General features: G+C 65.9%; 13 protein-coding genes. 7 read left to right on the forward strand and 6 right to left on the reverse strand.

The genetic code is table 11. From position 1 onward, the window contains the following. Positions 1-304 precede the first annotated feature (304 nt). Positions 305-493 (reverse strand): DUF1918 domain-containing protein, encoded by a 189-nt coding sequence (locus ACIBG0_RS31985; protein WP_040686020.1) that lies wholly within the window; start codon positions 491-493, stop codon positions 305-307. A gap of 30 nt (positions 494-523) precedes the next feature. Continuing rightward, positions 524-1,144 (reverse strand): TetR/AcrR family transcriptional regulator, encoded by a 621-nt coding sequence (locus ACIBG0_RS31990; RefSeq protein ID WP_397037601.1) that lies wholly within the window; start codon positions 1,142-1,144, stop codon positions 524-526. A 57-nt stretch (positions 1,145-1,201) separates the two neighbouring features. Between ACIBG0_RS31990 and ACIBG0_RS31995 the strand changes: the two genes are divergently transcribed. Then, complete coding sequence (locus tag ACIBG0_RS31995; RefSeq protein WP_397037603.1) at positions 1,202-1,777, forward strand: dihydrofolate reductase family protein; 576 nt, start codon at positions 1,202-1,204, stop codon at positions 1,775-1,777. 29 nt (positions 1,778-1,806) lie between these two features. Further along, entirely contained in the window at positions 1,807-2,382 is a 576-nt protein-coding gene (locus tag ACIBG0_RS32000; RefSeq protein WP_397037604.1) for a dihydrofolate reductase family protein, read from the forward strand. Positions 2,383-2,428: 46 nt separating this feature from the next. Here ACIBG0_RS32000 and ACIBG0_RS32005 read toward each other — a convergent pair whose 3' ends face one another. After that, entirely contained in the window at positions 2,429-3,028 is a 600-nt protein-coding gene (locus ACIBG0_RS32005) for a dihydrofolate reductase family protein (RefSeq protein WP_397037605.1), read from the reverse strand. Positions 3,029-3,188: 160 nt separating this feature from the next. Between ACIBG0_RS32005 and ACIBG0_RS32010 the strand changes: the two genes are divergently transcribed. Further along, the gene (locus tag ACIBG0_RS32010; RefSeq protein WP_397037607.1) at positions 3,189-5,831 is read left to right on the forward strand and encodes a LuxR C-terminal-related transcriptional regulator; all 2,643 of its coding nucleotides are present in this window, start codon (positions 3,189-3,191) and stop codon (positions 5,829-5,831) included. Here ACIBG0_RS32010 and ACIBG0_RS32015 read toward each other — a convergent pair. After that, positions 5,828-6,235: a secondary thiamine-phosphate synthase enzyme YjbQ gene (locus ACIBG0_RS32015; RefSeq protein ID WP_387294141.1), complete on the reverse strand. Its 408-nt coding sequence runs from the start codon at positions 6,233-6,235 to the stop codon at positions 5,828-5,830. The genes ACIBG0_RS32010 and ACIBG0_RS32015 overlap by 4 nt on opposite strands. A gap of 401 nt (positions 6,236-6,636) precedes the next feature. Between ACIBG0_RS32015 and ACIBG0_RS32020 the strand changes: the two genes are divergently transcribed. Both ACIBG0_RS32020 and ACIBG0_RS32025 read left to right on the forward strand, forming a co-directional pair. Continuing rightward, on the forward strand, positions 6,637-7,902 hold the full coding sequence (locus ACIBG0_RS32020) for an aspartate kinase (protein ID WP_397037609.1): 1,266 nt from the start codon (positions 6,637-6,639) through the stop codon (positions 7,900-7,902). A 78-nt stretch (positions 7,903-7,980) separates the two neighbouring features. Next, entirely contained in the window at positions 7,981-9,015 is a 1,035-nt protein-coding gene (locus ACIBG0_RS32025) for an aspartate-semialdehyde dehydrogenase (RefSeq protein WP_397037611.1), read from the forward strand. 52 nt (positions 9,016-9,067) lie between these two features. Here the strand turns inward: ACIBG0_RS32025 and ACIBG0_RS32030 are convergent, their stop codons facing one another. Continuing rightward, positions 9,068-9,811, reverse strand: coding sequence for a helix-turn-helix domain-containing protein (locus ACIBG0_RS32030; RefSeq protein ID WP_397037613.1), 744 nt, complete (start codon positions 9,809-9,811; stop codon positions 9,068-9,070). Between the two features lie 70 nt (positions 9,812-9,881). Here ACIBG0_RS32030 and ACIBG0_RS32035 point away from each other — a divergent pair, with 70 nt between their 5' ends. Further along, the gene (locus ACIBG0_RS32035; protein ID WP_397037615.1) at positions 9,882-10,853 is read left to right on the forward strand and encodes an alpha/beta fold hydrolase; all 972 of its coding nucleotides are present in this window, start codon (positions 9,882-9,884) and stop codon (positions 10,851-10,853) included. A gap of 299 nt (positions 10,854-11,152) precedes the next feature. On the opposite strand, the gene ACIBG0_RS32040 is transcribed toward ACIBG0_RS32035, so the two are convergent. Further along, positions 11,153-11,716, reverse strand: a complete 564-nt coding sequence (locus ACIBG0_RS32040) for a TetR/AcrR family transcriptional regulator (RefSeq protein WP_397037617.1) — start codon at positions 11,714-11,716, stop codon at positions 11,153-11,155. Positions 11,717-11,810: 94 nt separating this feature from the next. Between ACIBG0_RS32040 and ACIBG0_RS32045 the strand changes: the two genes are divergently transcribed. After that, complete coding sequence (locus ACIBG0_RS32045; RefSeq protein WP_397037618.1) at positions 11,811-12,230, forward strand: nuclear transport factor 2 family protein; 420 nt, start codon at positions 11,811-11,813, stop codon at positions 12,228-12,230. The last annotated feature ends 62 nt before the right edge of the window (positions 12,231-12,292 follow it).

Consider the following 12,292-nt stretch of genomic DNA (forward strand, 5'->3'; position numbering starts at 1 on the left):
TCCATACCTCCGCCCCCGCCCAACTACATCGGCAAATTGTGCCCAGCGACACATTCGCAAGTCAACTGAGCGGGCAGTGCCCGAAGCCACATCGGCCGCATATCTCGGGGGTATCACGGTCGATTATGTACGGCGCGAACAAGTTACGGTTCAGTATTTTCGAACGAACCGCGATTTCGGCGGATCCAGTGGACTTACCGTCGGAGCGTCGGGAGCGTAAGTCGATCGTGCGCAAGGTGTTCGCGTCCGCAGCTGGGCAGGAGGTAACGGGCCCGCGGCGAGCGGGCCCGCTCGGTGCCGGGGTTCAGTGCGGCGTTGGTTCGATGATCGCGTCCGGACCTGGGTAAACGAGCGATTCGTGCCCGTCATCGAACCGCACCACATACGGTGGTGCGCCCTGAGGCCCGCGGACTTCGACGATTTCGCCATGGCGATCGCTCTGTCCCACAACGTGGCCGTGCACGAGGAGCCGGTCTCCGACATTCGCCATCATCGTCCCATTATCGAATGGCGGTGACGTGCGTCACAAGGGTTCCCCGTACGACACGGCGTTTCGCTCGGAGCCGACCAGTCGATCGACCGCGGTCTCGATCAGTTCCTGGCTCTGCGCCTCGGTGAAGATTCCCGGCAGCGTGAGCCGATCCACGATCAGCCAATTCAGTGCCAGATACAACAGCATCACCGATTTTTCGTCGCCGGGCAGTCCGGCCTCGAGATGGTTGCGCACGTTGAAGTCGAGATCCGCGCGCACGGCCTCGGTCATGACCGCACGCAGTTCCGGTCGCCGCGTCGCCTCCAGGCGCAGCTCGAGCATGGCTAGGTAGCCGGTGCGGAACGCCTCGATGCGACCGACCGTCTCCCGCATCAGCTCGGTGATGTGCGCCCGCGTCTTCGGGCCCGTCGCGAGGTCGGCCATGGTTGCCGCGCTCGGTGTCAGGCGTTCGTAGAATCGCCCGCCGGCCTGGGTCAGCAGGTCATCGCGGTTGGTGAAGTAATTCGACGCCGTACCCGCGGGCACCCCGGCCTCCTTGTCCACCGCGCGGAAGGTGAGCCCACGCGCGCCCTCCTTGGCCAAAACCTCTAGCGCCGCATCGAGCAGCGCTTGCCGCCGCTCCGGATTCGTCCGCACTTGACACCACTCCATCTGTAGTACTATCTTCAAACCACTTCACTTAGAGTACAACGGTTCAGGCGGTATGCAATGCGAAAACTCGTTTACTACGTAGCCGTCTCGCTCGACGGCTACATCGCGGGTCCGGCCGGGGAGTACGACTTCTATCCGCTCGACGCCGAGATGACGGCGTGGATCACGGCCCAGTACCCGGACTTCGTACCGACTCACGTGCGGCCCCACGTCGGGATGGCGGCGGATGAAGCGAGTAAGCGGTTCGACACCGTGCTGATGGGCCGCGGGAGCTACGAGCCCGCGCTCTCCGAGGGCGTCACCAGCCCGTATGCGCATATGCGGCAGTACGTCATTTCGAGCACCCTCGCCACGGTCGATGATCCGCAGATCGAAGTGGTCGCGAGCGATCCGGTCGGCTTGGTGCGGCGACTGAAGGCCGAGCCGGGCGGCGATATCTGGTTGTGCGGCGGCGGCAAGCTGGCCGGGGCGCTGCTCGACGAACTCGACGAAATGATCGTCAAGAGCTATCCCGTGGTCGCGGGCGGCGGCATCTCCGCCTTCTCGGGTGCGTTCAATCCGACCCTGTTCACACCGACCCAGCGCCGCGAGTTCGGCAACGGCGCCCAGGTCACCTGGTTCTCCCGGACCTGACGATCCAGCACCACGAAAGAGGTAGTCCTATGCGAAAACTCGTCTACTTCGTCGGCATATCCCTCGACGGCTACATCGCGGGGCCCAATGACGACATCAGCTTCTATCCGGTCGGGGACGATATGTGGGACTGGCTGAAGGCAGAGTATCCCGAGACGCTCCCGACCCATATCCGGCCGCATATCGGTCTGGCGGTCGATGCGCCGAATCGGAAGTTCGACACCCTGATCATGGGCCGCGGAACCTACGATCCGGGCCTGAATATCGGCTTGACCAGCCCGTATGCGCATATGCGGCAGTACGTCGTCTCGAGTTCCATCGGCCGCATCGATGACCCGACGGTCGAACTGGTCGACCGCGATCCGGTCGGCCTGGTGCACCGTCTGAAGCAGGAGGACGGCATGGATATTTGGCTCGCCGGTGGCGGCAAGCTCGCCGCACAACTGCTCGGCGAGATCGATGAGCTGGTCATCAAGAGTTATCCAGTGGTGGCAGGGACCGGAACCCCGGCCCTCGCGGGTGAGTTCACCCCGACCTTGTTCGCACCCACCAAACGCACCGAATTCGGCAACGGCACGCAGGTCACCTGGCTGACCAGGGCCTGAGGACCGGTGCCGTGGCGGCGGTGTGCCGCCACGGCACCGGGCACCTTCACCCGATCCGGTCGTAGACCAGCACGATCGCACCGGAATCGGTGGTGGACAGATCGGCGAGCGACCAGCTGGTCGCGGGCACGCCGTCCTCGAACAGCCGCGCGCCGCCACCGACGAGTTCGGGGCACAGCGTAATGATCAGCCGATCCAGTTCGCCCGCCGCCAGCAGGTTCTTGATCACGCTGCTGGAGGCAAGTACCACGATGTCGCCGCCGGATTCGGCGCGCAGCTGCTTGACCGTCGCTGCCGGATCGGCCTCGGCAATGCGCGAGTTCGGCCACGGCGTCTCGGTCAGGGAGTGCGAGAAGACCACCTTGTCCACCGCATCGAGCCAGCTAGCGAAGGCCTTGTCGCGCGGCTCGGCGTTCTCGTCACCGGCGACGGTCGGCCAGTAGCCGCCGAAGCCCTCGTAGTTCTTGCGGCCGAGCAGGGCCGTCGTCGCGGTGGTGGTCAACTTGACCATCTGATCGCGGGAGGCGTCGCTTACGGCGTGCGGCACGATCCAGCTCATGTCGTAGTCGCCGCCGCTGCCATTGGTCCGGCCGTCGAGCGAGAGCGAGATATTGGCGATGACGCGGCGGGTGTTGGTCTCGGTCATGATCGGTTCCTTCGTTTCGGTGGCGCTTCGTGCGCCGTTGCGATGAATACTTCCGGCACAGCCACCCGCGAACATCTGCCAGCTGGCCGATATTCGGGCGGACACGGTGGTAGATGCCCGGTGGTCGGATGCGGCTGGTCGTGGCAGACTCCGAGTCGCGATGATCGACCCCGACCAGCACTTTCCGCCCGAGCTGTCATCGTTCGTCGGCCGTGCCGAGGAACTGGCCACGCTCACCGCAGCGGTCACACCCGGACGGGTGCTGTCCCTGGTCGGCCCGGGTGGCTGCGGTAAGACCCGGTTGGCCCTGCGGGCGTGCGCCGCGCTCGCCGATTCCTGGCCCGATGGCATTCGCTGGATCGGTTTGGCGGACGAACGCGACGCCGACGATGTCACCAGGGCGATCGCATCGGCGCTCGGCCTACCACTGCCCGTGGATTCGGTGTACATGCTGGCTCAGGAGCTGATATCGCGGAACATCCTGTTGGTGATCGACAACTGCGAGCACCTGCGCGAACCGATAGCCGGGATCGTGTCGGCCATCCTGGCCCGCTGCCCTGGTGTCGGTGTGCTCGCCACCAGTCGGGTGCCGCTGGACCTGCCCGGTGAGCGGGTGCATCGCTTGTCGGCGCTCAACCTCGCCGATGCGCTGGAGCTCTTCTTGGACCGTGCGGGCAGCGAGAATGTCGGCGCGGATGCGCTGGCCGCGGCGCGACGGGTCTGCGACCGCCTGGATCGGCTGCCGCTGGCCCTCGAACTCGCCGCGGGTTGGGCTGGCACGCTTTCGATGGCGCAGCTGGCGGATTCGTTGCGAGATCCGTTCGCATTGCTCGACGATGACACCGGACGCACCCCCTTCCGGCAGGCCACGCTGACCGCATCGATGCGCTGGAGTCACGACCTACTGGATCAGGATGAGCGCGAGTTGTTCCGGCGTCTCGGTGTTTTCGAGCCCGGATTCGCCGCACAGGCGATTACCGGTTTGGCCGAAAGAATGGACGTGCCGGTCCAGCGTTATCTGCGCGCACTGCGGGGCCTGATCGCCAAGTCGCTGGTTTCGGCGGATACGACAGGTCCGGTCGCGCGCTACCGAATGCTCGGTGTGGTGCGCGATTACGCGCTGCTTCGGCTCGAGGAAGCGCAGGAGACGGCGGTGCTGCGTGGTCTGCATCTGGAACTGATGCTCGCGCTGGTGGAAAACCTCGCGCCGCTGCTGGATTCGGATAAAGACGAGTGGCGCACAAGGCTCACCGCCGAATACCCGAATGTGCGTGCCGCCATCGAATGGGGTTTGGATCGAGCCGAGCCCAAGGGACGTCGACTCGCTGCCGCGGTTGCCTGGCTGTGGCATCTGGGCACGCATGCCGCCGATGGCGTTCGACTGCTGGAACATGCCGCGGTGCAAGGGAATGGCGCCCGTGACGAGACGCATGCGCGCGTGTTGCTGGCCCAGGCGCTTGTCGCGGATACCGCGCTAGCCGGACCGACCAGTTATGAAAAGGCCTGCACCGCAGCGAAACTCGCTGAAGAGTTGGGCCTTGTCGACGTCGACCTGCTGGCCCGCACCCTCATCGCCATCGGCACTATCGGATTCGACCTGGACCGCACTCGCATCGAAGCGTCGGCGGTGCACGCGGACGCGCAACGGGCCGGGGACGGCTTCGTCACCGATGCCACCCGAGCACTGATCGGCCTGGTCCACCTGCTGCGCGACGAACACCGCGAGGCGATCGAACAGCTGGAGCCCGCGGTAACGGGTCTGCTCCGGCGCGGCGACCGCGCCATCGCCTCCTCCGCACTCGGCTGGCTCGCACTGGCGACCGCGTACTCCGGCGCGCTGGGACGCGCCATCGAGCTCGCGGAACAGGCGGTGAGCACCGCGACACCGCTGCGCGACTTCCATCGCATCGCACTGGCCCGCACCGCACTCGCCGAAATCCTGCTGTGGGCAGGCAGATCCGAGGCGGCTCGCGCGGCGCTCGCCCCGATCGATCGACTTGTCGAGGGAGCGCAGACGCCGCCGTTCGTCCCCGGCTGGGAGCGGGTGCACGCCCTGCTCGAACTCGACGCCGGACGGCCGGTCGAAGCGGTGTCCTGGTGTCGGCGTGAAGGGCGTTGGCGGCAGCCGCCTTCCGATGATCAACTGACTCCGTGGACGCGGCTGGTACTCGCCCGTGCGCTGCGTGAATCGGCGGCGGCGGCGGATTCGGCCGATCTGCTGGACCGGTTATCGGCCACACCGCTGACCAGGGCCCTGCCGTCCCTGCACGCCGCTGTCCTCGAGCAGCGGGCATTGCTGGCTCCGGATACCGAGCAGGAAATGCGGATGCACCACGAGGCATTGCGGATTCGAGACGAGCACGGCCTGGTGCTCGCATGTGCGGACAGTCTGGTGGCCCTAGCGGCTGTGGCGCTGCGACGTGAGTCGTTCGAGACGGCGGGCCTGCTGTTCGGCGCGGCCGAGCGGGCCCGCGCGGACGCCGGATCGGTTGTCCGCGTGGATATTCCCGACGACCCGCGGCTGCTGGAATACCTCGAGCACGGCCGCACCACGTCGTTGCGCGAGACGATCGGCTACATCACCCGCGCCCGAGGTAAACGCACCCGTCCCGATTCCGGCTGGGAAAGCCTCACGCCCACTGAACGTTCCGTGGTCGAACTCGCCGCCTCCGGTTTGACTAATCCGGAGATCGCCGCCCGCCTGTTCATCAGTCGTGGCACCGTGAAAACGCACCTGGCCCATGTTTACGCCAAACTCGGGATCGCCAATCGCACCGAACTCGCCCGCCTAGCGCCGGACTAACCGCGCAGAAACGACAGGCGCACTTGCCGATCCGGGTTGTCCACATTGAGATCGACCATCGCGATCGACTGCCAGGTACCCAAGGTCAGCGCACCGCCGATGACCGGCACGGTGGCATAGGGCGGGATCAGTGCGGGCATCACGTGGGAGCGGCCGTGCCCGCGTGAGCCATGGGCGTGCCGCCAGCGATCATCGGCGGGGAGCAGATCGCGCAATGCGGCGAGCAGGTCGTCGTCGCTGCGCGCCCCGAGCTCCATAATCGCGATCCCGGCTGTGGCGTGCGGCACGAAGATGTGCAGCAATCCGTCCTCGCCCGCCTCGCGCGCGAACGACGCGCACTGTGGGGTGATGTCGTACACAACCTCGGACCGTCCCGTGGTCACCTCGATCACCGTGCTCTTCATGAGCTACATCGTCCTCCTCGCGCTCAGCCGGTGTGCTGCGCCCGCGCACGGATCTTTCGTCGAGCCGGTTGAACGATACTGCCCGGAACCACTGCGCAAGCACCTCGTCCCGCGGTATTCGAGGCGATTTGCGGACCTGACGCGGGCTCGGATGGCGTCGATCGAGCACGGGTGCGCGATTGCGGGTCGAGTTAACATGGTTGATGTATCAACACAGGCAGCGTCGCCCCCTCCCGGATGATGAGAACCGCCGAAGTCAGCTAGCAGATTCGGCTCAGTTCGAGTACCGAAGGGCCCCTGCGGTACTGGCGGGCGGAGGAGGTAGGAACAAATCCGCTGGACCGCGGCCGGTACGCTGGGGTGCTGTTAGCAGCTGATTGTCGATCTTGGAGGACCCTGTCGTGGCTCTCGTGGTTCAGAAGTACGGAGGATCCTCGGTGGCAACCGCCGAGCGTATCCGGCGCGTCGCTGAACGGATCGTCGAGACGAAGAAGCAGGGCCACGACGTGGTGGTCGTCTGCTCGGCCATGGGCGATACCACCGACGAGCTGCTGGACCTGGCGCAGCAGGTGGCGCCGGCGCCGCCGGCGCGGGAAATGGACATGTTGCTCACCTCGGGTGAGCGCATCTCCAATGCGCTGGTCGCCATGGCCATCCATTCGCTCGGCGCCCAGGCTCGCTCGTTCACCGGCTCGCAGGCGGGTGTGATCACCACCGGATCGCACGGTAACGCCAAGATCATCGACGTCACCCCGGGCCGTGTGCGCGCGGCGCTGGACGAAGGTCTGGTCGTGCTGGTCGCTGGCTTCCAGGGCGTCAGTCAGGACAGTCGCGACGTCACCACGCTCGGACGCGGCGGTTCCGACACCACCGCGGTAGCACTGGCCGCGGCGCTGGAGGCCGACGTCTGCGAGATCTACACCGATGTGGACGGCGTCTTCACCGCCGACCCGCGGATCGTGCCCGACGCCCAGCAGCTCCAGCAGGTCTCCTATGAGGAGATGCTCGAGCTCGCGGCCTGCGGCGCGAAGGTACTCATGCTGCGCTGCGTGGAATACGCGCGCCGCTACAACGTTCCGGTGCATGTGCGCTCGTCCTACACCGACAAGCCCGGCACCTACGTCTACGGATCGATGGAGGACATCCCCTTGGAGCAAGCAATCCTCACGGGCGTCGCGCACGACCGCAGCGAGGCCAAGGTGACCGTGGTCGCACTGCCGGACGAACCTGGCTACGCCGCCAAGGTTTTCCGCGCGATCGCCGACGCGGAGATCAATATCGATATGGTTCTGCAGAACATTTCCAAGGTCGAGACGGGCAAGACCGATATCACCTTCACCCTGCCCAAGACCGAGGGCGCGCGTGCGGTGGAGATGCTGACCAAGCGTCAGGCCGAAATAGGTTTCTCGCAGGTGCTCTACGACGACCACATCGGCAAGGTTTCCCTCGTCGGTGCGGGTATGAAGAGCCATCCGGGCGTCACCGCCACCTTCTGTGAAGCGCTGGCGAACGCGGGCGTGAATATCGACCTCATCTCCACCTCCGAGATCCGGATCTCGGTGCTGGTCAAGGACACCGAACTGGACGAGGCCGTGCAGGTGCTGCACAAGGCCTTCGATCTGGGCGGCGACGAGGTCGCCGTCGTCCACGCGGGAACAGGACGCTGACTTGGCCGGGTCGAGCGCGGAGGCGGTAGCGCAGCGTACCCACGCAGCGCTACCGGTCGAGTCGAAAGGGGCACAGTCATGGGTGTACGCGTAGGAGTCGTCGGCGCGACCGGACAGGTCGGAGCCGTCATGCGAAAACTGCTGGAAGAGCGCGATTTCCCGGTCGATGAGGTGCGTTTCTTCGCCTCGGCCCGCTCGGCCGGTAAGACCCTGCCGTGGCGCGGCGGAGAGATCATCGTCGAGGACACCGAGACCGCCGACCCGACCGGCCTGGACATCGCGTTGTTCTCCGCTGGCGCCACCATGTCGCGCGTGCAGGCCCCACGTTTCGCGGCGGCCGGTGTCACCGTGATCGATAATTCGTCGGCCTGGCGAAAGGATCCCGAGGTCCCGCTGGTCGTCAGCGAGGTGAACCCGGAGCAGACCCGCAATCTGGTCAAGGGCATCATCGCAAACCCGAATTGCACGACCATGGCCGCGATGCCGGTGCTCAAGCCGCTGCACGATGCGGCTGGTCTGCAGCGCCTGATCGTTTCGAGCTACCAGGCGGTCTCGGGCAGCGGCCTGGCCGGTGTCGAGGAGCTGGCCTCCCAGGTGCGCGCTGTGGTCGACGATGCCGAAAAGCTGGTGCACGACGGCAGTGCGGTGCAGTTCCCCGCCCCGAACAAGTACGTCGCGCCGATCGCCTTCGATGTGATCCCGCTCGCCGGTTCGCTGGTCGAGGACGGCTCCTTCGAAACCGATGAAGACCAGAAGCTGCGCAACGAGAGCCGCAAGATCCTCGGTCTGCCCGAGTTGCTGGTCAGCGGCACCTGCGTGCGTGTCCCGGTCTTCACCGGCCACTCGCTGTCGGTGAATGCCGAATTCGCCGAACCGATTTCGGTCGAGCGCGCCAAGGAAATCCTCGCCAAGGCTCCCGGCGTCCAGCTCACCGACGTGCCGACTCCGTTGGCCGCCGCCGGTAAGGACGACTCTCTCGTCGGCCGCATCCGCCAGGACCCAGGCGTTCCGGAAGGTCGCGGTCTGGCGTTGTTCATCTCAGGTGACAATCTCCGAAAAGGTGCTGCCCTCAACACCATTCAAATCGCCGAAGTCCTGTTGGCTCAGCGCTGACCTGAACGGGCTGTTTCGATCGCGAGATCCGGATGGCCCGTTCGGTTTTCGGTCATCGAATATCGAATGTCACCGATGAGCTGAGTAGTTCGGTCAGCGACAGGCCGAACGTGCGTCGGAACGTTTCACTCAGATGTGACGGCGAGGCGAATCCGGCATCGGCGGCGCAGCGGGTGAGATCGTGTCCGGCGGACAGACTCGCGAAAACCATTCGCAGCCGGGCCCATTGGCGGTAGCGGCGGAATGTGGTGCCGGTGTGCGCGACGAAGGTTCGTAGGAAGTGGGTTTCCGACATCCCGGCGGCTTCGGCGGCGGCTTCGGCGCGGATGTGCGTGGTCGGGTCGTCACGCATGTCGCGCACGATCGCCTCGATGCGAGGGTCGATGGCCGACCGCGGAACCGATATCAGGCGCTCCAGTTCGGCGACACCGGCGCGGGCGGCGGTGATGAGGACGGCTTCGGCGCTCGGATCGACAGCTGCGGATTCGACGTTGCTACCCGACCCGGTAGTGACCCCGGCGATCATCGCGCTGCCGGGTTCGACGAACAGCAATGCGATCCGGCCCTCCGAGACAATCCGGGCTGGCACCCGAGCCGGTATGAATACGCTGCGGGTGATGATCGCCACATCCGCCGCTGTCTCCACGGCGAACGGTCCGTCCAGGCTGAGGCCGAGATATGCGATCGACGTGGCATGCATCCCGACGCCCAGTTCCGGGCCGAGATATCCGACATGGCCCGGCCGCGTCCATACCACCGGCGCACCGCAGGTTTGTGAAAGCGCGGTACCGGTCATATTCGTCAGGCTAATCGGTGACCGGCGCAATCAGCCGGTGCGAGCCGCGACGACAGGAAGATGAACGGATATGACAACCGAGGGAGCTGCCGCGAAGCCGAGCTGGCAGACCAGAGCCATCACCGCACTGTTGGCATCGCGCGGCCAGAAGCGGATGCTCGGCAGCGCGGAAGGGGTGCAAGCGGCGGTGCAAAAGCGCGACCGGCGCATCAAAGAAGTTCGGGCCCCGGCCTTTCTACGCAAGACGGCGACCGTCACCCGGGATGATCTCGACGGTTGGCCCGTATTCCGGATAACGCCGACCGCCGGTCCCACCGACGTCAGTGTGGTTTTCCTGCACGGCGGCGGTTTCTTCGCCGAGATCGTGCGCCCGCACTGGAGTTTCGTCCGCGAACTCAGCGCCGCGATTCCGGCGCAGGTCGTGGTACCGATCTATCCGCTGATCCCACATGGCAGCGCCGCGAATATGGTGGCCACCACCGCCGCGATAGTCACCCGCACGATCGAGCAGTGCGGCTCCGGAAAGACCGTGGTCATGGGAAATTCGGCAGGCGGTCTGCTGGCGCTGGCGGCAGCACATGCCGTGCGCGATCAGGGTGGGCCGCAACCAGCGCAGGTCGTGCTGATCTCCGCCTGGCTCGATGCCACGCTGTCCGACCCGGCACTCGCCGCGCTCGAACAGGTCGATCCGCTGCATCAGCGACCCGGAATGGCCGAGATCGCGCGACTGTACGCCGACGGCCTCGACCTCCGCGACCCCCGTGTCAGCCCCCTATTCGGTGCTATCGAAGGACTGCCGCCCCTGACCGTCTTCTCGGGCACCCACGAAATGGTCTTGGCCGACGCCAGAGCCCTGACCAGCCGCGCCGAAGCCGCAGGCGTACCGGTCGACTACCACGAGGGCCCAGGGCTGCCCCACAACTACGCACTCATGCCAAGCCCCGAAGGTCGCGCGGCCCGCAAGATCATCGTCGACGCCTGCCGCGCTCCGCGCCACGGTCGGCCCGCCGTGACCGCCGACCGGCGCAACTCGAGCCGCTAACGCTTCTCGGGCGCAGAGGCCCGCGGGGCAGGCGAGGGTGGTAACCGTCGAACAGGCGCCGGTTTGCCTGCCCGCGGGCCGGCCGGTGTAGCGGACCGAACTCGGGATTCGGTCGATATCGAACGGTGTGCCACCCCGAATCGACTGCCCGGCACGCCATCCTCGATCGGGCTCAGCTCGGTCAATGGTCTCGGACCCAGGGGGCGAAGTGGAGACACTCGCACCGAAGGCACTGGTGTCATCGCGGTCGATCTATACGGCCCGGGGTTCCCGAGGCCGCGTCGGGCGGCCCGGTTCGGTCAGTGTGGCCGTAGCCCGTCGAAGACGATCGCGAACGTGCGGCGGCGTTGCTCCGCGGTGGTATTCGTGGTGTTGGCGGCCAGGAAGGTGCCCTTCACGACACGCATGAGGTCGTCGATATCGATATCGCGGCGCACTGCGCCGGATTCTTGTGCGCGGGTCAGTAATTCGGCGATGGCGGCGTTCAGAGCATAGGCGGGTTTGCGGTATTCGGGGGTGTCGGCGCCTACGGCTTCGGCTAGGTCGCGTTTGACGGTGCCCTCGGCGACCATGCGGTCGAGGAAGTCGAAGAAGGCTTTGCCCGGGTCGGCGGCGCTGGACAGTCCACGAGCGTAGGTGATCATGCGCTCGACGCGGTCCACGATCGCGGCTTCGAAGAGCGCTTCCTTGGTGGGGAAGTGGCGGTAGACGGTGCCCGCGCCGACGCCGGCGCGGCGGGCGATTTCGTCGAGCGGGACCGAGATGCCCTCGGCGGCGAAGGCCTCTTGGGCGGCGGCGAGTACGCGGTCGCGATTGCGGCGCGCGTCGGCGCGCAGCGGGCGCGTTTCCTCGCGGTTTGTCATGAGGGCTGAGTTTACTGGAGGCATTGACAAGCGGGGCGATCGTTCCGGATGATAAACGGGGTCAACGTTCCGCTTAATTGAAGCAGGTGTTTTCGTGGTGGAGACTTCAGTGGAAAGCCCTCGTGAGCTCGTCGAACGGATGTTTCGCGAGCTGCCCGCTCGCGATGCCGACGCATTCGTCGAGCTGCTTGCCCCGGATGCGGTATTCGAGATTCCCTTCGTCATCCCCGGGATGCCGACCCGGCTGGTCGGGCGGGAGGAGATCCGGGCGCATCTCGCGCAGCGTTGGTCCGGGATTTCGGGTATCGAGGTGCACGGGATTTATCCACAGGTGTACGAAACAGCCGATCCCGAGGTGGTTTTCGTGGAGAACGAGGTGGATATGACGGTGCCCGGCGCGGAGCGGGCGCGAGTTCGTACCTCCGTCAATGTCGTTCGGGTCCGCGACGGCAAGGTCACGCTGTTCCGCGACTACATGGATACGGCGCGCTTCACTCGGCTTGTGGATAACTGACCAGTCCGGCCCGGGCGGTCCGAAAATCCGTCGCTCCGCCCGGATGCCGACTGCTAGCCTGC

This window comes from Nocardia sp. NPDC050630 (assembly GCF_044457245.1).
GTDB lineage: Bacteria > Actinomycetota > Actinomycetes > Mycobacteriales > Mycobacteriaceae > Nocardia.

What these genes read in the sequence shown, in the direction of transcription:
- ACIBG0_RS32000 (WP_397037604.1), top strand. Translation starts at nt 1,807, where the DNA reads ATGCGAAAACTCGTCTACTTCGTCGGCATATCCCTCGACGGCTACATC.
- ACIBG0_RS32030 (WP_397037613.1), bottom strand. Translation starts at nt 9,811, where the DNA reads ATGACCGGTACCGCGCTTTCACAAACCTGCGGTGCGCCGGTGGTATGG.
- ACIBG0_RS32010 (WP_397037607.1), top strand. Translation starts at nt 3,189, where the DNA reads ATGATCGACCCCGACCAGCACTTTCCGCCCGAGCTGTCATCGTTCGTC.
- ACIBG0_RS32015 (WP_387294141.1), bottom strand. Translation starts at nt 6,235, where the DNA reads ATGAAGAGCACGGTGATCGAGGTGACCACGGGACGGTCCGAGGTTGTG.
- ACIBG0_RS32005 (WP_397037605.1), bottom strand. Translation starts at nt 3,028, where the DNA reads ATGACCGAGACCAACACCCGCCGCGTCATCGCCAATATCTCGCTCTCG.
- ACIBG0_RS31995 (WP_397037603.1), top strand. Translation starts at nt 1,202, where the DNA reads ATGCGAAAACTCGTTTACTACGTAGCCGTCTCGCTCGACGGCTACATC.
- ACIBG0_RS31985 (WP_040686020.1), bottom strand. Translation starts at nt 493, where the DNA reads ATGATGGCGAATGTCGGAGACCGGCTCCTCGTGCACGGCCACGTTGTG.
- ACIBG0_RS32025 (WP_397037611.1), top strand. Translation starts at nt 7,981, where the DNA reads ATGGGTGTACGCGTAGGAGTCGTCGGCGCGACCGGACAGGTCGGAGCC.
- ACIBG0_RS32040 (WP_397037617.1), bottom strand. Translation starts at nt 11,716, where the DNA reads ATGACAAACCGCGAGGAAACGCGCCCGCTGCGCGCCGACGCGCGCCGC.
- ACIBG0_RS32035 (WP_397037615.1), top strand. Translation starts at nt 9,882, where the DNA reads ATGACAACCGAGGGAGCTGCCGCGAAGCCGAGCTGGCAGACCAGAGCC.
- ACIBG0_RS31990 (WP_397037601.1), bottom strand. Translation starts at nt 1,144, where the DNA reads ATGGAGTGGTGTCAAGTGCGGACGAATCCGGAGCGGCGGCAAGCGCTG.